This is a genomic window from Pseudomonas sp. HMSC076A11 (genome assembly GCF_001810205.1).
Classification (GTDB): domain Bacteria; phylum Pseudomonadota; class Gammaproteobacteria; order Pseudomonadales; family Pseudomonadaceae; genus Pseudomonas; species Pseudomonas aeruginosa.
Map to the genome: position 1 here is coordinate 77,495 of NZ_KV800282.1, position 17,491 is coordinate 94,985.

General features: G+C 66.4%; 16 protein-coding genes. 10 read left to right on the forward strand and 6 right to left on the reverse strand.

Going from position 1 to position 17,491, the window contains the following annotated elements; genetic code table 11:
* Positions 1-61: 61 nt before the first annotated feature.
* Together dnaK and grpE are read right to left on the reverse strand one after the other, a co-directional pair.
* Complete coding sequence (gene dnaK / locus HMPREF2716_RS06640; protein WP_070621840.1) at positions 62-1,975, reverse strand: molecular chaperone DnaK; 1,914 nt, start codon at positions 1,973-1,975, stop codon at positions 62-64.
* Positions 1,976-2,064: 89 nt separating this feature from the next.
* Entirely contained in the window at positions 2,065-2,625 is a 561-nt protein-coding gene (gene grpE / locus HMPREF2716_RS06645) for a nucleotide exchange factor GrpE (RefSeq protein WP_003095213.1), read from the reverse strand.
* Between the two features lie 167 nt (positions 2,626-2,792).
* On the opposite strand from grpE, the gene recN reads away from it, so the two are divergent.
* The gene (recN, locus tag HMPREF2716_RS06650) at positions 2,793-4,469 is read left to right on the forward strand and encodes a DNA repair protein RecN (RefSeq protein ID WP_023518121.1); all 1,677 of its coding nucleotides are present in this window, start codon (positions 2,793-2,795) and stop codon (positions 4,467-4,469) included.
* Between the two features lie 69 nt (positions 4,470-4,538).
* Here the strand turns inward: recN and fur are convergent, their stop codons facing one another.
* A complete protein-coding gene (fur, locus tag HMPREF2716_RS06655) occupies positions 4,539-4,943 on the reverse strand; it encodes a ferric iron uptake transcriptional regulator (RefSeq protein ID WP_003095216.1) in 405 nt (134 codons plus the stop codon).
* Between the two features lie 97 nt (positions 4,944-5,040).
* On the opposite strand from fur, the gene HMPREF2716_RS06660 reads away from it, so the two are divergent.
* A complete protein-coding gene (locus tag HMPREF2716_RS06660) occupies positions 5,041-5,571 on the forward strand; it encodes an outer membrane protein assembly factor BamE (protein ID WP_003113904.1) in 531 nt (176 codons plus the stop codon).
* 67 nt (positions 5,572-5,638) lie between these two features.
* On the opposite strand, the gene HMPREF2716_RS06665 is transcribed toward HMPREF2716_RS06660, so the two are convergent.
* Together HMPREF2716_RS06665 and HMPREF2716_RS06670 are read right to left on the reverse strand one after the other, a co-directional pair.
* Positions 5,639-5,944: an RnfH family protein gene (locus HMPREF2716_RS06665; protein WP_003100502.1), complete on the reverse strand. Its 306-nt coding sequence runs from the start codon at positions 5,942-5,944 to the stop codon at positions 5,639-5,641.
* Positions 5,937-6,371 (reverse strand): type II toxin-antitoxin system RatA family toxin, encoded by a 435-nt coding sequence (locus HMPREF2716_RS06670; protein WP_003100497.1) that lies wholly within the window; start codon positions 6,369-6,371, stop codon positions 5,937-5,939. The genes HMPREF2716_RS06665 and HMPREF2716_RS06670 overlap by 8 nt, the downstream gene beginning before the upstream one ends.
* Before the next feature lie 274 nt (positions 6,372-6,645).
* Between HMPREF2716_RS06670 and smpB the strand changes: the two genes are divergently transcribed.
* Positions 6,646-7,125: an SsrA-binding protein SmpB gene (gene smpB, locus HMPREF2716_RS06675; RefSeq protein ID WP_070621841.1), complete on the forward strand. Its 480-nt coding sequence runs from the start codon at positions 6,646-6,648 to the stop codon at positions 7,123-7,125.
* Positions 7,126-7,147: 22 nt separating this feature from the next.
* On the opposite strand, the gene HMPREF2716_RS06680 is transcribed toward smpB, so the two are convergent.
* A complete protein-coding gene (locus HMPREF2716_RS06680; protein ID WP_003095221.1) occupies positions 7,148-7,921 on the reverse strand; it encodes an FCD domain-containing protein in 774 nt (257 codons plus the stop codon).
* Positions 7,922-8,249: 328 nt separating this feature from the next.
* On the opposite strand from HMPREF2716_RS06680, the gene HMPREF2716_RS06685 reads away from it, so the two are divergent.
* The 7 genes from HMPREF2716_RS06685 to pmrA all read left to right on the forward strand — a co-directional run bounded on the left by HMPREF2716_RS06685 (position 8,250) and on the right by pmrA (position 17,491).
* Positions 8,250-9,932 carry a lactate permease LctP family transporter gene (locus HMPREF2716_RS06685; RefSeq protein ID WP_033863019.1) on the forward strand — a complete coding sequence of 561 codons (1,683 nt, stop codon included), beginning with the start codon at positions 8,250-8,252 and terminating at the stop codon, positions 9,930-9,932.
* A 154-nt stretch (positions 9,933-10,086) separates the two neighbouring features.
* On the forward strand, positions 10,087-11,232 hold the full coding sequence (lldD, locus tag HMPREF2716_RS06690; protein WP_003100494.1) for an FMN-dependent L-lactate dehydrogenase LldD: 1,146 nt from the start codon (positions 10,087-10,089) through the stop codon (positions 11,230-11,232).
* A 66-nt stretch (positions 11,233-11,298) separates the two neighbouring features.
* Positions 11,299-14,115 carry an FAD-binding and (Fe-S)-binding domain-containing protein gene (locus HMPREF2716_RS06695; protein WP_017001631.1) on the forward strand — a complete coding sequence of 939 codons (2,817 nt, stop codon included), beginning with the start codon at positions 11,299-11,301 and terminating at the stop codon, positions 14,113-14,115.
* A gap of 225 nt (positions 14,116-14,340) precedes the next feature.
* Positions 14,341-14,823 carry an adenosylmethionine decarboxylase gene (speD, locus tag HMPREF2716_RS06700; protein ID WP_003095236.1) on the forward strand — a complete coding sequence of 161 codons (483 nt, stop codon included), beginning with the start codon at positions 14,341-14,343 and terminating at the stop codon, positions 14,821-14,823.
* The gene (locus tag HMPREF2716_RS06705) at positions 14,823-15,950 is read left to right on the forward strand and encodes a fused MFS/spermidine synthase (protein ID WP_003102234.1); all 1,128 of its coding nucleotides are present in this window, start codon (positions 14,823-14,825) and stop codon (positions 15,948-15,950) included. The genes speD and HMPREF2716_RS06705 overlap by 1 nt, the downstream gene beginning before the upstream one ends.
* A gap of 2 nt (positions 15,951-15,952) precedes the next feature.
* A complete protein-coding gene (locus HMPREF2716_RS06710) occupies positions 15,953-16,813 on the forward strand; it encodes an RMD1 family protein (protein ID WP_003102235.1) in 861 nt (286 codons plus the stop codon).
* Positions 16,814-16,825: 12 nt separating this feature from the next.
* A complete protein-coding gene (gene pmrA, locus HMPREF2716_RS06715; protein WP_003095244.1) occupies positions 16,826-17,491 on the forward strand; it encodes a two-component system response regulator PrmA in 666 nt (221 codons plus the stop codon).

Here is a 17,491-nt window from a genome sequence, read left to right on the forward strand (position 1 = left end):
CCCGCGTGGCGGATCATGCGTACCGGCCTGGCCGGCACGCGGGGCAGAAGCAAGCCGGGGCTTACTTGTTGTCCTTGACCTCTTCGAACTCGGCGTCCACCACGTCGTCAGCGGCTTTCGCCTGCTCGCCCTGGGGAGCGTCTTCGCCCTGCTGGGCCTGTTCGGCGTACATCTTCTGCGCCAGCGGGGTGGAAGCCTGGGACAGAGCGTTCATCTTGGCCTCGATCTCGGCCTTGTCGTCGCCCTTCACCGCCGCTTCCAGCTCGCCCAGCGCCTTCTCGATGGTCGCCTTGTCCTCGGCGGTGGCCTTGTCGCCCGCCTCGGTGATCATCTTGCGGGTCGCGTGGACCAGCGCGTCGCCCTGGTTGCGAGCGGCAGCCAGTTCCTCGAACTTGCGGTCCTCCTCGGCATTCGCCTCGGCATCGCGGACCATCTGCTGGATCTCATCCTCGGACAGGCCGGAGGATGCCTTGATCACGATGGACTGCTGCTTGCCGGTGGCCTTGTCCTTCGCCGAGACGTGCAGGATGCCGTTGGCATCGATATCGAAGGTCACCTCGATCTGCGGCACGCCGCGCGGAGCCGGCGGAATGTCGGCCAGGTCGAACTTGCCCAGCGACTTGTTCTGCGCGGCCTGCTTGCGCTCGCCCTGCAGCACGTGGATGGTCACCGCGCCCTGGTTGTCGTCGGCGGTGGAGAACACCTGCGACTTCTTGGTCGGGATGGTGGTGTTCTTCTCGATCAGACCGGTCATCACACCGCCCAGGGTCTCGATGCCGAGGGTCAGCGGGGTCACGTCGAGCAGCAGCACGTCCTTCACATCGCCGGCCAGGACCGCGCCCTGGATGGCGGCACCGACAGCCACGGCTTCGTCCGGGTTGACGTCCTTGCGCGCTTCCTTGCCGAAGAACTCGGCAACGGTCTTCTGTACCAGCGGCATGCGGGTCTGGCCGCCGACCAGGATCACTTCATGGATATCGGAAACATCCAGGCCGGCATCCTTCAGCGCGGTGCGGCACGGCTCGATGGTGCGCTGCACCAGGTCTTCGACCAGGGACTCCAGCTTGGCGCGGGAAACCTTGACGTTCAGGTGCTTCGGACCGCTCGCGTCGGCAGTCACATACGGCAGGTTGACGTCGGTCTGCTGGGTCGAGGACAGCTCGATCTTGGCTTTCTCGGCCGCTTCCTTCAGACGCTGCATGGCCAGCGGGTCGCCCTTCAGGTTGATGCCGCTTTCCTTCTTGAACTCGTCGACGAGGTAGTCGATCAGGCGGATGTCGAAGTCTTCGCCGCCGAGGAAGGTGTCGCCGTTGGTGGCCAGCACTTCGAACTGGTGCTCGCCGTCGACTTCGGCGATCTCGATCACCGACACGTCGAAGGTACCGCCGCCCAGGTCATAGACGATCACGGTGTGGTCGCCCTTGGCCTTGTCCAGGCCGTAGGCCAGCGCCGCCGCGGTCGGCTCGTTGATGATCCGCTTGACGTCAAGGCCGGCGATACGGCCGGCGTCCTTGGTGGCCTGGCGCTGGCTGTCGTTGAAGTAGGCCGGAACGGTGATCACCGCTTCGGTGACCGGCTCGCCGAGGTAGTCTTCGGCGGTCTTCTTCATTTTCTTCAGCACTTCGGCGGAAATCTGCGGAGGCGCCATCTTCTGGCTCTTCACTTCTACCCAGGCGTCGCCGTTGTCGGCCTTGACGATGCTGTACGGCACCATCTGGATGTCTTTCTGAACCACGTTCTCTTCGAAGCGACGGCCGATCAGGCGCTTCACCGCATACAGGGTGTTCTGCGGGTTGGTGACCGCCTGGCGCTTGGCCGGCTGGCCCACCAGGGTTTCGCCATCGTTGGTGTAGGCGATGATCGAGGGGGTGGTACGCGCGCCCTCGGCGTTCTCGATGACCTTGACGTTACCGTTCTCCAGGATAGCCACGCAGGAGTTGGTGGTACCCAGGTCGATGCCAATGATTTTGCCCATATTCACTCTCCAGAAACTTTGATTCCGTGCGACCCGCCCGTGGGTCTCGTGCTCGGTTGACTACCCAGATGGGGTCGTCGCGTCGAATTTCAAGCCTGCTCGTCGATGGAAGGCGGGGTTTCCGCCGGCGCCTTGCTGACCACCACCATCGCCGGACGCAGCAGGCGGCCGTTGAGCAGGTAGCCTTTCTGGAACACCTTGAGGACACTGCCCGGCTCGGCCGAAGCGCTTTCCTGCATGGCCATCGCCTGGTGCTGCTCGGGGTTGAAAGGCTCGCCTTCCGGGTTCAGCGCCTCCACCTGGTAGCGGCGCAGGGTGTCGTCGAACATCTTCAGGGTCAGTTCCATCCCTTCGCGCATCGGCTTGATCGCCTCGTCGTTGGGATCGGACATCTCCAGGCCGCGCTCGAGGGTGTCGACCACCGCCAGCAGGTCGCCGGCGAATTTCTCCAGCGCGAACTTGTGCGCCTTCTCGACATCCTGCTCCGCACGCCGGCGTACGTTCTGCAGATCCGCGACCATGCGCAGCGCCTGGTCCTGGGCGGCAGCCAACTGCTCCTCCAGCTCCTGCACGCGGGCGGTCAGGTCCTCGGCGGCGCCGGTGGGCTGCTCGGGGGTCTGTTGATCCAGGGTCTGCTGTTCGTCAGCCATGCCACTCTCCTTCAAAAATAAGCTGGCAAATACAAGGCGAACGCATAAGTTCGCAACGTTGCCGGCTATATGGGGACGGCTTTCCACGGTTCAAGGGGCGAGCGGCAATTGCCAGCCGGAAAAAATACTGTATAAATAACCAGACAAAACCCACGGAGCCGCCCGCCATGCTGGTTCACCTGTCCGTTCACAACTACGCCATCGTCGAGCACCTGGATCTCGAACTCGCTACCGGCATGAGCGTGATCACCGGCGAAACCGGCGCGGGCAAGTCGATCATGCTCGACGCCCTCGGCCTTACCCTCGGCGACCGCGCCGACAGCGGCGCGGTACGTCCCGGAGCGGACAAGGCCGACATTCTCGCCAGCTTCGACGTCAGCGCCATCGCCGAGGCCCGCGACTGGCTCGCCGAGCGCGACCTGGAACAGGACGGTCCGTGCATCCTGCGCCGGGTGATCACTGCCGAAGGTCGCTCGCGTGCCTACATCAACGGCACGCCCTGCCCTCTGGGCGACCTGAAGAGCCTGGGCGAACTGCTGATCGACATCCATAGCCAGCACGAGCACCAGTCGCTGCTGAAGAGCGAGACCCACCGGCGCCTGCTCGACGAGTACGCCGGCTGCCAGGAGCTGGCGCGCCAGGTGCAGCTCGCCGCGCAACGCTGGAAGCAGACCAGTCAGGAACTCGAACGCCTGTCGCGTAGCGGCGACGAACAGCGCGCCCGCCACCAGTTGCTCAGCTACCAGCTGGAAGAACTGGAAAACCTGTCCCTCGGCGAAAACGAACTGGAAAGCCTGGAGCAGGAGCAGAAGACCCTGAGCAACGCCGAAAGCCTGCTCGCCGCCTGCCGCCAAGTCGTGGAAATGTGCAGCGAGAGCGATGCCGGCAACGTCCTTTCCGCGCTCAATGCCAGCCTCAACCGCCTGACCTCGTTCAGCGGCCAGCCCGCCGCTCTCGGCGAAGCGGTCAATCTGTTGTCCAGCGCGCAGATCCAGATCGAGGAGGCGATCGGCGAACTGAACCGCTTCGTCGACCACTTCGATGCCGATCCCAATCGCCAGCAGCAGGTCGAGGAGCGCCTGGACGTCATTTACTCCCTGGCGCGCAAGCACCGGGTCCAGCCCGCCGAACTGGCCGACCTGCAGCAGCGCCTGTTCGACGAGCTCGAGGCGCTGAACGCCGACGACGAAGCGGTCGGACGCCTGGGCGACGAGCTGGCCGCCTACGCCCGGCATTACCAGGAAAAAGCCGAAGAACTGAGCCGCCTGCGCCAGGCCGCGGCCGCACCTCTTGCCGCCAGCGTGGAGCAGGAGATGCAGCGCCTGGGCATGCCCGGGGGGCGCTTCGCCATCGTCCTGCATCCCGGCGACAGCGCCGAGCCGCAGGCCAACGGACTGGAAAGCGTGGAGTTCCTGGTCAGCGCCAACCCCGGGCAGCCGCTGAAAGGGCTGGCCAAGGTCGCCTCGGGCGGCGAACTGTCGCGGATCAGCCTGGCGATCCAGGTGATCACGGCACAGACCTCGCGCATCCCCACCCTGGTCTTCGACGAAGTCGACGTCGGCATCGGCGGCCCCACCGCCGAAGTGGTCGGACAGTTGCTGCGCCGCCTCGGCGAACGCGGCCAGGTCCTCACCGTGACCCACTTGCCGCAGGTCGCCGCCCAGGGCCACCAGCACCTGTTCGTGCACAAGGAACGCGGCAGCAGCGAAACCCGTACGGCGGTCGCCACCCTGAACAAGGCCCAGCGGATCGAGGAGATCGCCCGCATGCTCGGCGGCGTCGACCTGACCAAGGAATCCCTGGCCCACGCGAAGAAACTGGTCAACCTGGCCGCCCAGAACTGAACGTTCCTTCAATGGAAAATGAAAACGGCGACCCCAGGGTCGCCGTTTTCGCATGGAACCGTTGCGCGACTACTTCTTCTTGCGCACGTAGAGCACCAGATTGTGATCGACCAGCTCGAAGCCGCGCTCGCGGACGATTTCCTTCTGGCGCTTCTCGATTTCCGCATCCATGAACTCGATCACCTCGCCGGTATCGACGCAGACCATGTGGTCGTGGTGGCCGCTATCGGCGAGCTCGAACACGGCATGGCCGCCATCGAAGTTGTGACGCACCACCAGGCCGGCGGCCTCGAACTGGGTCAGCACCCGATAGACGGTTGCCAGGCCCACGTCCTCGCCTGCTTCCATCAGCGCCTTGTACACGTCTTCGGCGCTCATGTGGCGTTGCTCGGCCGAGTCGAGCATCTGCAGGATCTTGACCCGCGGCAGGGTCACTTTAAGGCCGGCTTTTCGAAGTTCGCTATTTTCAACCATGTCTGCTTTCTCAGCGCGGGATGTTTCGCAGTATCCCGGAATACGGGTATGATCGGGCTTTTATTTGCCCAGCCAAGATAGTGGAAGTCGCTCACCGATGCAAAACGCCAAGCTCATGCTGACCTGTCTCGCTTTCGCGGGGCTTGCCGCACTCGCCGGTTGCTCGTTTCCTGGCGTCTATAAAATCGACATCCAGCAAGGCAACGTCGTAACGCAGGACATGATAGACCAGTTGCGTCCCGGAATGACCCGACGCCAAGTGCGGTTTATCATGGGCAACCCGCTCATCGTCGATACCTTCCACGCCAATCGTTGGGACTACCTCTACAGCATCCAGCCGGGCGGCGGTCGTCGCCAGCAGGAGCGCGTCAGCCTGTTCTTCAACGACAGCGACCAGCTGGCCGGCCTGAACGGCGACTTCATGCCCGGCGTCAGCCGCGACGAAGCGATCCTCGGCAAGGAAGGCAGCACCACCGTCACCCAGCCGGCCGACCAGCAGAAACCGGAAGCGCAGAAAGAAGAGCCGCCGAAACCGGGCTCCACCCTGGAACAGCTCCAGCGCGAAGTGGACGAAGCCCAGCCGGTACCGGTTCCGACTCCCGAACCTCTGGATCCCAGCCCGCAATGACGGCTGGCGTTCCACGAAAAAGCCCGGCATTCGCCGGGCTTTTTCATTTCCGCAGGAAACCCCGCGGCTAACCGCCTTCGCGCTCGCTCCGGGCACGTGCGGCACGCTGCTTGCGCACCTCCTTGGGATCGGCGATCAGCGGACGGTAGATCTCCACCCGCTCGCCAGCCTCCAGCATCCGCTCCTCCGGGCGTGCCAGGAGCTTGCCGAAGATACCCAGCGGGCAACCTTGCACATCCAGCCCTGGAAAGGCCTCGCCGATGCCGGAGAGCAGCACGGCCTCGCGTGCGCTGGTACCTGCCGGCACGCTCAGGCGCAGTAACGCCTGTCGCTCCGGCAGCGCGTAGACCACCTCGACGGCGATCTCAGCCATAGAGTTGCTTGGCGCGCTGGCAGAACGCGTCGACCATGGTGTTGGCGGCCTGGGTGAACAGCGGCCCGAGGGTCGCCTTGACCAGCGGCCCGGCGTAATCGAAGGTCAGGTCGAGGGTGATCTTGCAGGCCTTCTCGCCCAGCGCCTTGAATTGCCAGACGCCATGCAGTTCGGTGAACGGTCCGTTTTCCAGGTTCATCTCGATGGAAGCTCCCGGCACCAACACGTTGCGGGTGGTGAAGCGCTGGCTGAGGCTACCCTTGGCCACGGTCAGCTCGGCGCGCATCAGGCTTTCGCTCTCCTCCAGGACCTGGCTGGCCGAACACCAGGGCAGGAACTCCGGATAGCGCTTCACGTCGTTCACCAGATCGAACAGCGCGCGGGCGGGATAAGGCAACAGCGCCGAACGCTGGATATGGGTGCTCATAGAACTCTCACTTCTGCTGTCGAGCGGGCGACTCCCCAAGCATAGCCGGCGGGACGGCGGCATCCGCCACGGCGGCGCGCTGCGCCCGCCGACCGGGGCCAGGGTTCGGCAGAAAAACGCTCAGCACAGCCTGACGCCACTTGAAGACTTTTCTTACAAAACCTTGGCCAGCGGCCAGGAAAAGAGTGGGCATTGTCCGAAATTCACCTCTATCCCTCAAGCGCGACGCCGCCCCATAGCGGTGAAGCCGGCGACTCCCTATAATGCGCCGCCTATGGCTAAGCAGAAGAAACACCCTTCGGGGACCATCGCGCAGAACAAGAAGGCTCTGCACGACTATTTCATCGAACAACGCTTCGAGGCGGGCGTCTCCCTGGCGGGCTGGGAAGTGAAAAGCCTGCGCGCCGGCAAGGCCCAACTGGTCGACAGCTACGTGCTGCTCAAGGATGGCGAGGCCTGGCTGCTCGGCAGCCACATCACGCCCCTGACCACCGCCAGCACGCACGTGATCGCCGACCCGGTGCGCACGCGCAAGCTGCTGCTGCACAAGCGCGAACTGGGCAAGCTGTTCGGCGCCGTGCAACAGAAGGGCTACGCCTGCGTCGCCCTGTCGATGTACTGGAAGAAGCACCTGGTCAAGTGCGAGATCGCCCTGGCCAAGGGCAAGAAGGACTTCGACAAGCGCCACACCGAGAAGGAGCGCGACTCCGATCGGGAGATCCAACGCGCCATGCGCCACGGCAAGGACGACTGAGCGCCTCCCTGCACGCGCCTCGCTAGTCTTCCTGCACGCTGCGCCGGCGCTGCGAGCGCTTCATCCTGCGCGCCTCTTCCTGGACCTCCGCCAGGACCTCCTGCACATAGTGGATGTGCTGGTTGGACACCTCCCGGGCCAGCTCCGCCTGACCGCTGATGATCGCGTCGTATAGGCGCTGGTGCTGCTCCATCAGTTGCGCGCGGGTTTCCGTGCGCTGCGCGTACATCCCGCCGATATTGGTCACCACGTTGCGCCGCAGCAAGTCGAACAGGCCCTTGATGGTGTGCAGCAGCACGGTGTTGTGGCTGGCCTCGGCGATCGCCAGGTGGAAGCGCGCGTCGGCGGCGCCCTCTTCCGCGCTGACCTGGTCGTTGCGCGCATAGCAGGCCTGGAGCGCCTCGAAGGCCTCGGTCAGGCGCTGGTGATCGAGGGAGGTCGCACGCAGCGCCGCGTAGTAGGCACAGGACCCTTCCAGCGTGTGGCGAAACTCCAGCAGGTCGCGCTGGGCCTCCGGGTTACCTTCCAGCAGGTGCAGCAGCGGATCGCTGAAAGTCGCACCCAGCGATTCGGTCACATAGTTGCCGCCACCCTGGCGGCTGACCAGCAGCCCCTTCGCCACCAGTTTCTGGATCGCCTCGCGCAGCGACGGCCGGGAAACCCCGAACTGCTCGGCAAGCACGCGCTCGGCGGGCAGCCGCTCGCCGGACTTCAGCGTGCCCTCCAGGATCATCGCCTCCAGTTGCGCAACGATGTCATCCGACAGACGGCGCTGCCTGACCTGACCAAATTCCATATCCCGACACCCTTACCCGAAGTTTCGTCGCAAAGCCTCTGCCATGCGCCCAGCGCGAAAAAGAGAGGAAGCGTACCGAGCCGCTCCCCGCACCACAAGCGAGGCGCCACGAGCCCCGCACGAGCATCCTTAGACAAAAGTCGTAGACGGGCAAATTGACACGCCGAACGCTCGACTCTTAACCTGAGCTCTCGCTTTTGTAAATTGGTCTTACCAATTATGCGAGCTTTGCCAGGTTCGGCTGCCCAGCGCCCTTGCACACACAGGTCTTGGCGCGTATCCGATCTGGTCACAGGCAAACCCAACAACAATTAGGGAGCCAACCCCCATGCAAGCCTGGCAACAACTCTATACCCCCCTGGGCAGTCTCGGCCTGTCGGCCGCCGCGGCCGTCATCCCGATCGTGTTCTTCTTCCTCGCCCTGGCGGTATTCCGCCTCAAGGGCCACATCGCCGGCAGCATCACCCTGGCGCTGGCCATCGCGGTGGCCATCTTCGCCTTCCACATGCCCACCGACATGGCCTTCGCCGCCGCCGGCTACGGCTTCCTCTACGGTCTCTGGCCGATCGCCTGGATCATCGTCGCCGCGGTCTTCCTCTACAAACTGACGGTGAAGAGCGGCCAGTTCGAGGTGATCCGCAGCTCGGTGCTGTCGATTACCGGCGACCAGCGCCTGCAGGTACTGCTGATCGGCTTCTCCTTCGGCGCCTTCCTCGAAGGCGCCGCCGGTTTCGGCGCGCCGGTGGCGATCACCGCCGCCCTGCTCGTCGGCCTCGGCTTCAATCCGCTCTACGCCGCCGGCCTGTGCCTGATCGCCAACACTGCGCCGGTGGCCTTCGGCGCACTGGGCATCCCGATCATCGTCGCCGGCCAGGTGACCGGCATCGACGCCTTCAAGATCGGCGCCATGACCGGCCGCCAACTGCCGTTCCTGTCGATCCTGGTACCGTTCTGGCTGGTGTTCATGATGGACGGCTGGCGCGGCATCCGCGAAACCTGGCCGGCCGCCATCGTCGCCGGCGGCAGCTTCGCCATCACCCAGTACCTGACGTCCAACTTCATCGGCCCGGAGTTGCCGGACATCACCTCGGCACTGGTCAGCCTGGTCTCCCTGACCCTGTTCCTCAAGGTCTGGCAGCCGCAGGGCGCCAGCGAAGCGCTCGCCGCAGGCGGCGGCGCGGCCGTGGCCGGTGGCGGCTTCGGCGGGCAACGCAGCGTCGAACCGTCCGCCTACAGCTTCGGCGAGATCCTCAAGGCCTGGTCGCCGTTCCTGGTGCTCACCGTACTGGTGACCATCTGGACCCTGAAACCTTTCAAGGCCCTGTTCGCCCCGGGCGGCGAGCTCTACTGGCTGGTGTTCAACTTCGCCATCCCGCACCTCGACCAACTGGTGGTCAAGGGCGCACCGATCGCCACCAGCGCCACGCCGATCGCCGCGGTATTCAAGTTCGACCCGATCTCCGCCACCGGCACGGCGATCTTCCTCTCGGCGTTGGTATCGATGCTCATCCTGCGCATTGGAACGAAAATTGGTATTACCACTTTCAAGGAAGTCCTGGTGGAGTTGAAGTGGCCGATCCTGTCCATCGGCATGGTCCTGGCCTTCGCCTTCGTCACCAACTACTCGGGCATGTCCACCACCCTGGCCCTGGTCCTGGCCGGTACCGGCGCGGCGTTCCCGTTCTTCTCGCCGTTCCTCGGCTGGCTGGGGGTATTCCTGACCGGTTCGGATACGTCCTCCAACGCCCTGTTCAGCTCCCTGCAGTCGACCACCGCGCACCAGATCGGGGTCAGCGACACCCTGCTGGTGGCCGCCAATACCAGCGGCGGCGTGACCGGCAAGATGATCTCCCCGCAATCCATCGCCGTGGCCTGCGCCGCGACCGGGATGGTCGGCAAGGAATCCGACCTGTTCCGCTTCACCCTGAAGCACAGCCTGATCTTCGCCGCGCTGGTCGGACTGATCACCCTGGCCCAGGCATACCTATTCACCGGCATGCTGGTGCACTGACCGCGCCCTGATCGGCCGCGCGTCGGCGATACTGCGCAGGAAATGGCCCGGGGAGGCTCGCCTACGATCGTAGGCCCGGCTCCCTTGGCCATTTCCGCCGTGTCCCGCTCCACTGCGCTCGATGCAAAACCTTTCGACACAACGGAAGAGCCCAATGATCATTTCCGCTTCCACCGACTACCGCGCCGCCGCCCAACGCAAGCTGCCGCCGTTCCTCTTCCACTACATCGACGGCGGCGCCTACGCCGAGTACACCCTGCGCCGCAACGTCGAGGACCTGTCGGCCATCGCCCTGCGTCAGCGGGTGCTGAAGAACATGTCCGAGCTGAGCCTGGAAACCCGCCTGTTCGACGAGACCCTGGCGATGCCGGTGGCGCTCGCCCCGGTCGGTCTCACCGGCATGTATGCCCGCCGCGGCGAGGTCCAGGCGGCGCGCGCGGCGGCGGCGAAGGGCGTGCCCTTCACCCTGTCGACGGTATCGGTGTGCCCGATCGAGGAGGTCGCCCCGGCCATCGACCGGCCGATGTGGTTCCAGCTCTACGTGCTGAAGGACCGCGGCTTCATGCGCAACGCCCTGGAGCGGGCCAAGGCCGCCGGCGTCACCACCCTGGTGTTCACCGTCGACATGCCGGTCCCCGGCGCCCGCTACCGCGACGCCCATTCCGGCATGAGCGGCCCCTACGCCGCGCCGCGCCGCATCCTGCAAGCCATGACCCACCCGGCCTGGGCCTGGGACGTCGGCCTGCTGGGCAAGCCCCACGACCTCGGCAACATTTCCGCCTACCGCGGCAACCCGACCGGACTGGAGGACTACATCGGCTGGCTGGGCGCCAACTTCGACCCGTCGATTTCCTGGAAGGACCTGGAGTGGATCCGCGAGTTCTGGGACGGCCCGATGGTGATCAAGGGCATCCTCGACCCCGAGGATGCCAGGGATGCGGTGAAGTTCGGCGCCGACGGCATCGTCGTCTCCAACCACGGCGGCCGCCAGCTCGACGGCGTGCTGTCCAGCGCCCGCGCGCTGCCGGCGATAGCCGATGCGGTGAAGGGCGAACTGGCGATCCTTGCCGACTCCGGCATCCGCACCGGTCTCGACGTGGTGCGGATGATCGCCCTCGGCGCCGACAGCGTGCTGCTCGGCCGCGCCTTCGTCTACGCCCTGGCCGCCGCCGGCGAGGCCGGGGTGCGCAACCTGCTCGAACTGATCGAAAAGGAAATGCGCGTGGCCATGGTCCTCACCGGGGCCAAGTCGATCGGCGAGATCAGCGCCGACTCGCTGGTCCGCGAACTGGGCGCCTGAGACGCCCACCAGAAAAGCCTGAAAACGCCCGGGGCGTGACCGTCGTCCCAGGGCCGAGGAAAGCCGATGAGCCTGCCGATTCCCTTTCTCGAGACCGTCGAGCGGCTGATACCGCGCGAACGCCGCTTCGACGACCCGCTGTCGACCCTGGCCTTCGGCACCGACGCCAGTTTCTACCGGTTGATTCCCAAGCTGGTGCTGCGCGTCGAAAGCGAGGACGAGGTCGCCGCGATCCTATCCGCCGCCTACCGCGAGCAGGTCCCGGTGACCTTCCGCGCCGCCGGCACCAGCCTCTCCGGCCAGGCCATCAGCGACTCGGTGCTGCTCGTCCTCGGCGACAACTGGAACGGCCGGGAAATCCGCGCCGACGGCGCGCAGATCCGCCTGCAGCCGGGTGTCATCGGCGCCCAGGCGAACGCCTGGCTGGCGCCGTTCGGCCGCAAGATCGGTCCCGACCCGGCCTCGATCAACGCCTGCAAGATCGGCGGCATCGTCGCCAACAACGCCAGCGGCATGTGCTGCGGCACCGCGCAGAACAGCTACCACACCCTCGCCGGCCTGCGCCTGCTGCTGGCCGACGGCACCCGTCTGGACAGCGAGGACCCGGCCAGCGTCGCGGCCTTCCGCGCCAGCCACGGCGAGCTGCTGGAACGGCTCGCCGAACTCGGCCGCGAGACCCGCGCCAACGCCGAACTGGCCGCGAAGATCCGCCACAAGTACCGGCTGAAGAACACCACCGGCCTGTCGCTGAACGCGCTGGTCGACTACGACGAGCCGCTGGACATCCTCACCCACCTGATGGTCGGCTCCGAGGGCACCCTCGGCTTCATCAGCGCGGTGACCTACGACACCGTCCCGGAACACCCGCACAAGGCCTCGGCGCTGCTGGTTTTCCCCACGGTGGAAACCTGCTGCACGGCGGTCGCGGTGCTCAAGCGCCAGCCGGTCTCGGCGGTGGAACTGCTCGATCGGCGCAGCCTGCGCTCGGTTGAGAACATGCAGGGCATGCCGGAATGGGTGAAGAGTCTTTCCGCCGGCGCCTGCGCCCTGCTCATCGAGTCCCGCGCGGCGAGCCGCACGCTGCTGCACGAACAGCTCGGGCGGATCATGGCCTCCATCGCCGAATATCCGCTGGAGAAGCAGGTCGACTTCAGCGAAGACCCGGCGGTCTACAACCAGCTCTGGCGCATCCGCAAGGACACCTTCCCGGCTGTCGGCGCGGTGCGCGAGACCGGCACCACGGTGATCATCGAGGACGTCACCTTCCCCGTCGAACGACTGGCCGAGGGAGTCAACCGCCTGATCGAGCTGTTCGACAAGCACCGCTACGATGAGGCGATCCTCTTCGGCCACGCGCTGGAGGGCAACCTGCACTTCGTCTTCACCCAGGGCTTCGACTCGCCCGAGCAGATCGCCCGCTACTCGGCGTTCATGGACGACGTGGCGCACCTGGTGGCGGTGGAGTACGGCGGCTCACTGAAGGCCGAGCATGGCACCGGACGCAACATGGCGCCGTTCGTCGAACTGGAGTGGGGCGAGGACGCCTATCGCTTGATGTGGCAGCTCAAGCGCCTGCTCGACCCGCGCGGCATCCTCAACCCGGGTGTGGTCCTCAGCGACGACCCGCAGAGCCACCTGAAGAACCTCAAGCCGCTGCCGGCTGCCGACGAGATCGTCGACAAGTGCATCGAGTGCGGTTTCTGCGAACCGGTCTGCCCGTCGCGCGGACTGACCCTAACGCCACGCCAGCGCATCGTCCTGTGGCGCGACATCCAGGCGAAGAAGCGCGCCGGCGTCGACACCACGGCGCTGGAGCGCGACTACCGCTACCAGGGCATCGACACCTGCGCCGCCACCGGCCTATGCGCCCAGCGCTGTCCTGTGAACATCAACACCGGCGAGCTGATCCGCAAGCTGCGCGGCGCCGACGCCCGCCACGCCGAAGGCGCCACCTGGCTGGCGCGCAACTTTGCCGGAGCCATGCGTGCTGCGCGCTTCGCCCTGCTCGCTGCCGACGGCGCCCGGCGCCTGCTTGGCGCGCCCCTGCTGGCCAGGGCCAGCCGCGGCCTCAGCCAGGCCAGCGGCGGCCGCGTGCCGCAATGGACGCCGGCGCTGCCGCAGCCGGTACGCCTGGCGCCGCCGACCGCCCCGCTCGACGACGAGCGGCCGAGGGTGGTCTATCTCGCCGCCTGCGTCTCGCGTGCCATGGGCCCGGCCTTCGGCGACGAAGAGCGCGAGCCGCTGCTGGACAAGACCCGCCGTCTACTGGAAAAGGCCGGCTACCAGGTGGTGTTCCCGGATAACCTGGACAACCTCTGCTGCGGCCAGCCGTTCGCGTCCAAGGGGTATGCGAAGCAGGCCGACGACAAGCGCGACGAGCTGCTCGCCGCCCTGCTCCAGGCCAGCCGCGGCGGCCTCGACCCGATCTACTGCGACACCAGTCCCTGCACCCTGCGCCTGGTCCAGGGTCTGGACGATCCGCGGCTGCAGATCCACGACCCGGTGAAATTCATCCGCAGTCACCTGCTCGATCGCCTGGAGTTCATCCCGCAGGACAAACCGGTAGCGGTGCACGTCACCTGCAGCACCCAGCACCTCGGCGAGAGCCAGGCGCTGATCGACCTGGTCGGCCGCTGCACCCGCGAGGTGGTGATCCCGGAAGGCATTCACTGCTGCGGCTTCGCTGGCGACAAGGGCTTCACCACGCCGGAACTGAACGCTCACTCCCTGCGCAACCTGAAGGATGCCGTGCAGTTCTGCGAGGAAGGCGTATCCACCAGCCGTACCTGCGAGATCGGCCTCAGCGAGCACGGCGGGATCGACTACCGCGGGGTGGTCTACCTGGTGGACCGGGTGACGCAGGCGAAGGGCGCGCCTCGGTAGGGCGAATAACCACTCGCGGTTATCCGCCGGGCCATGCTCCGCAGAAGCGGCGGATAGCGCCGCTGGCGCTATTCGCCCTACGTCAGGCGAAATGGCTGCTCCGGCGTCGTCGGCCCGCGCCGGGTCGGGCAAAAATCCGTCGTTAAGCACCTCTTAAGTCAGCCGCGCCTATCGTGCCTTCCACCGCGAGGACATCCCTCGCCGAAACGGAAGCAGGAGGCCTTCATGGCAATTCAACCGTTGCGACTCGATCCGATCACCGTGCTCGGCAAGCAACTGGTCATCGAGCTGTTCGACTGCGTCGACCAGCGCTTCGACGATATCCAGTGGATCGAGGAAAGCATGCTCGAGGCCGCCCGCCAGGCCAACGCCACCATCATCACCTCGGCGTTCCACAAGTTCAGCCCGATCGGCATCTCCGGCGTGGTGGTGATCGCCGAATCGCACCTGGCGATCCATACCTGGCCGGAGTACGGCTATGCCGCGGTCGACGTGTTCACCTGCGGCGACGTACTCGATGGCGCCCAGGCCGTGCGCGTGCTCAGCGAACGCCTGGGCAGCCGTCGGCACCTGATCTCGAGCATGGACCGCGGCCTCGGCGGCCATCGCCTGGGGCTGCTCAGCCGCAGCCTGGCCGGCAATGGCCCGGTCGACGAAGACAGCCCGACCCTGCGCTGGGCGCTGGGCCAGGGCACGGGGGTGGCCTGATGGATACGCCGATCGAACGCGCCCCGCTGGCTCCCGACCTGAGCCAGGCCCGTTACGCCGTCGACCTCACCGGCCTGGTGCCGGCGGAGGTCGCCGCCGGGCTGCCGCCGCTGCCGCCGAACCACTTCTATTTCTATCCGCCGGACCCGCTGCTGGAAGGCGACGGCGCGATCACCGCGATCGAGGACAGCGACCCCTTCGACCAGTACGTCTACCGCCTGCGCCGGGTGCTCTACCAGGGCCGCACGCGCTGGCAGAACGTGCTGATCGCCGACACCTACAACTACGACCGCGTGCTGATGCTCGACGGCGCGATCCAGAGCGCCGAGAGCGATGAGTCGCTGTACCACGAGCTGCTGGTGCAGCCGGCCATGCTCGCCCACGACGAGCCGCGCGACGTACTGATCATCGGCGGCGGCGAAGGCGCCACCCTGCGCGAGGTGCTGTCCCATGCCAGCGTGCGGCGGGCGGTGATGGTCGATCTCGACCGGGAGCTGGTGGAACTGTGTCGCGAACACCTGTTCCAGTGGCACCAGGGCGCCTTCGACGACCCACGCTGCGAACTGCTCGCCGAGGACGGCCGGGCCTATCTCGAGCGCGACCCGTCGCTCTATGACGTGGTCATCATCGACGTCGTCGACATGCTCGACAACGGCCCGGCCCAGGCTCTCTATACCCGCCAGTTCTACGAGCTGCTGCATTCGCGCCTGCGACCGGGCGGGGTGGTCGCGGTGCAGGGGCTGGAGTTCTCCCACAGCGACGACAAGCCCCACGCGGCCCTCGCCCGCACCCTGCGCAGTGTCTTTTCCCAGGTCCACAGCTACCGCGCCACGGTGCCCTCGTTCCTCTCCTCCTGGGGCTTCCTGCTGGCTTCCGACTGGCTCGACACGAACCACTGGCAGGCCGAGGACATCGACCGACGCATCGAACGCAAGCTCGGCCCGCTGTGGCTCGACCACCTCGACGGCGACTACCTCAAGGCCTGCTTCGTGATGGACCGGGAAACCCGCTTCCTGCTCGCCCAACCGGGACCGGTACTGGAAGACGGCGTACCCTTCGTCGCACCGCCGGATATCGAGGAGATCGAGTTCGGCCCGGCACAATTGCCGGCCCTGGCGAGGACCTGAAGATGTCCGCCGCTCCCCTGGCCAGCGTACCGCTGGCCGTCAACGGCGCGCCCTGCCTGCTGCACCGGGTACGCTTCCGCTCCGCCGCGGACGGCGGCGGCCTGCCGCTACTGGCCACCCTGCGCGATCCGCAGCCGGCGCTGGCCGTCCTGGCGCAACGCATCGAGCTGAGCGAAGACGCGGAACTGCCGGAGACCGCCGTCGACGACGAGCTGCTGGTGATCTTCGCCAACGCCGGGCTACAGACCGGGCACGCCTGGCGCCAGCGCCTGGAAGCCTGGATGGCCGCCGGCGAGGACGAGCGCCAGCCGACCCTGGAAGCGCCCTCGTTCGGCGAGCGGGTGCTGTGGCGCCCCGGCCGCGCGCTGGTCATCGGCAACCCCGAGCGCTGCCGGGAGCTGCTCGAAGGCCTGGCCGTCTTCGCCTGGCACGAAGGTCACCTGCGCCGCCTGGAAGGCGAGACCGCGGCGGCCTGGGAACCGGCCCAGGCCGATGTCGAACTGACCCAGCTACCGCGCCGTGCCGCCCTGCGGCGCCAGGAACATGTGAACCGGCAGGTGCGACGCACTACACTCTGGCGCATGGCCTATGCCCGCCTGGAGTCGCACCTGGAGAAGCCGCCGCTGCAACTGAACGGCGCTGTGCGCCGGCTCTACAACGAACTGGCCATGCAGGCCGAAGTGCACGATCGCCTGGCGACCCTGGACGACCGCATCGAAGTGCTGCAGGACCTCTACGAACTGGCCGCCGACCGCCTCGGCGAATACCGCTACTTCCGGGGCGAACTGCGGGTCGAATGGCTGATCGTCGCCATCCTCCTGCTGGAGGCCGGCCTGAGCCTGTGGGAATTGTGGAATCACTGAAACGAGGCTGCCATGAGAATACTGCTGGCCGAGGACGACCTGCTGCTCGGCGACGGCATCCGCGCCGGGCTGCGCCTGGAAGGCGATACCGTGGAATGGGTGACCGACGGCGTGGCCGCGGAGAACGCGCTGGTCACCGACGAGTTCGACCTGCTGGTGCTCGACATCGGACTGCCGCGCCGCAGCGGCCTGGACATCCTGCGTAACCTGCGCCACCAGGGCCGGCTCACCCCGGTGCTGCTGCTCACCGCGCGGGACAAGGTGGCCGACCGGGTCGCCGGGCTCGACAGCGGTGCCGACGACTACCTGACCAAGCCCTTCGATCTCGACGAACTGCAGGCACGGGTGCGCGCCCTGACCCGCCGCACCACCGGTCGCGCCCTGCCGCAACTGGTGCACGGCGAGCTGCGCCTGGACCCGGCGACCCACCAGGTGACCCTGTCCGGGCAGGCGGTGGAACTGGCGCCGCGCGAATACGCACTGCTGCGCCTGCTGCTGGAGAACAGCGGCAAGGTGCTCTCGCGCAACCAACTGGAGCAGAGCCTCTACGGCTGGAGCGGCGACGTCGAGAGCAACGCCATCGAAGTCCACGTCCACCACCTGCGGCGCAAGCTCGGCAACCAGTTGATCCGCACCGTCCGCGGCATCGGCTACGGCATCGACCAGCCGGCGCCCTGA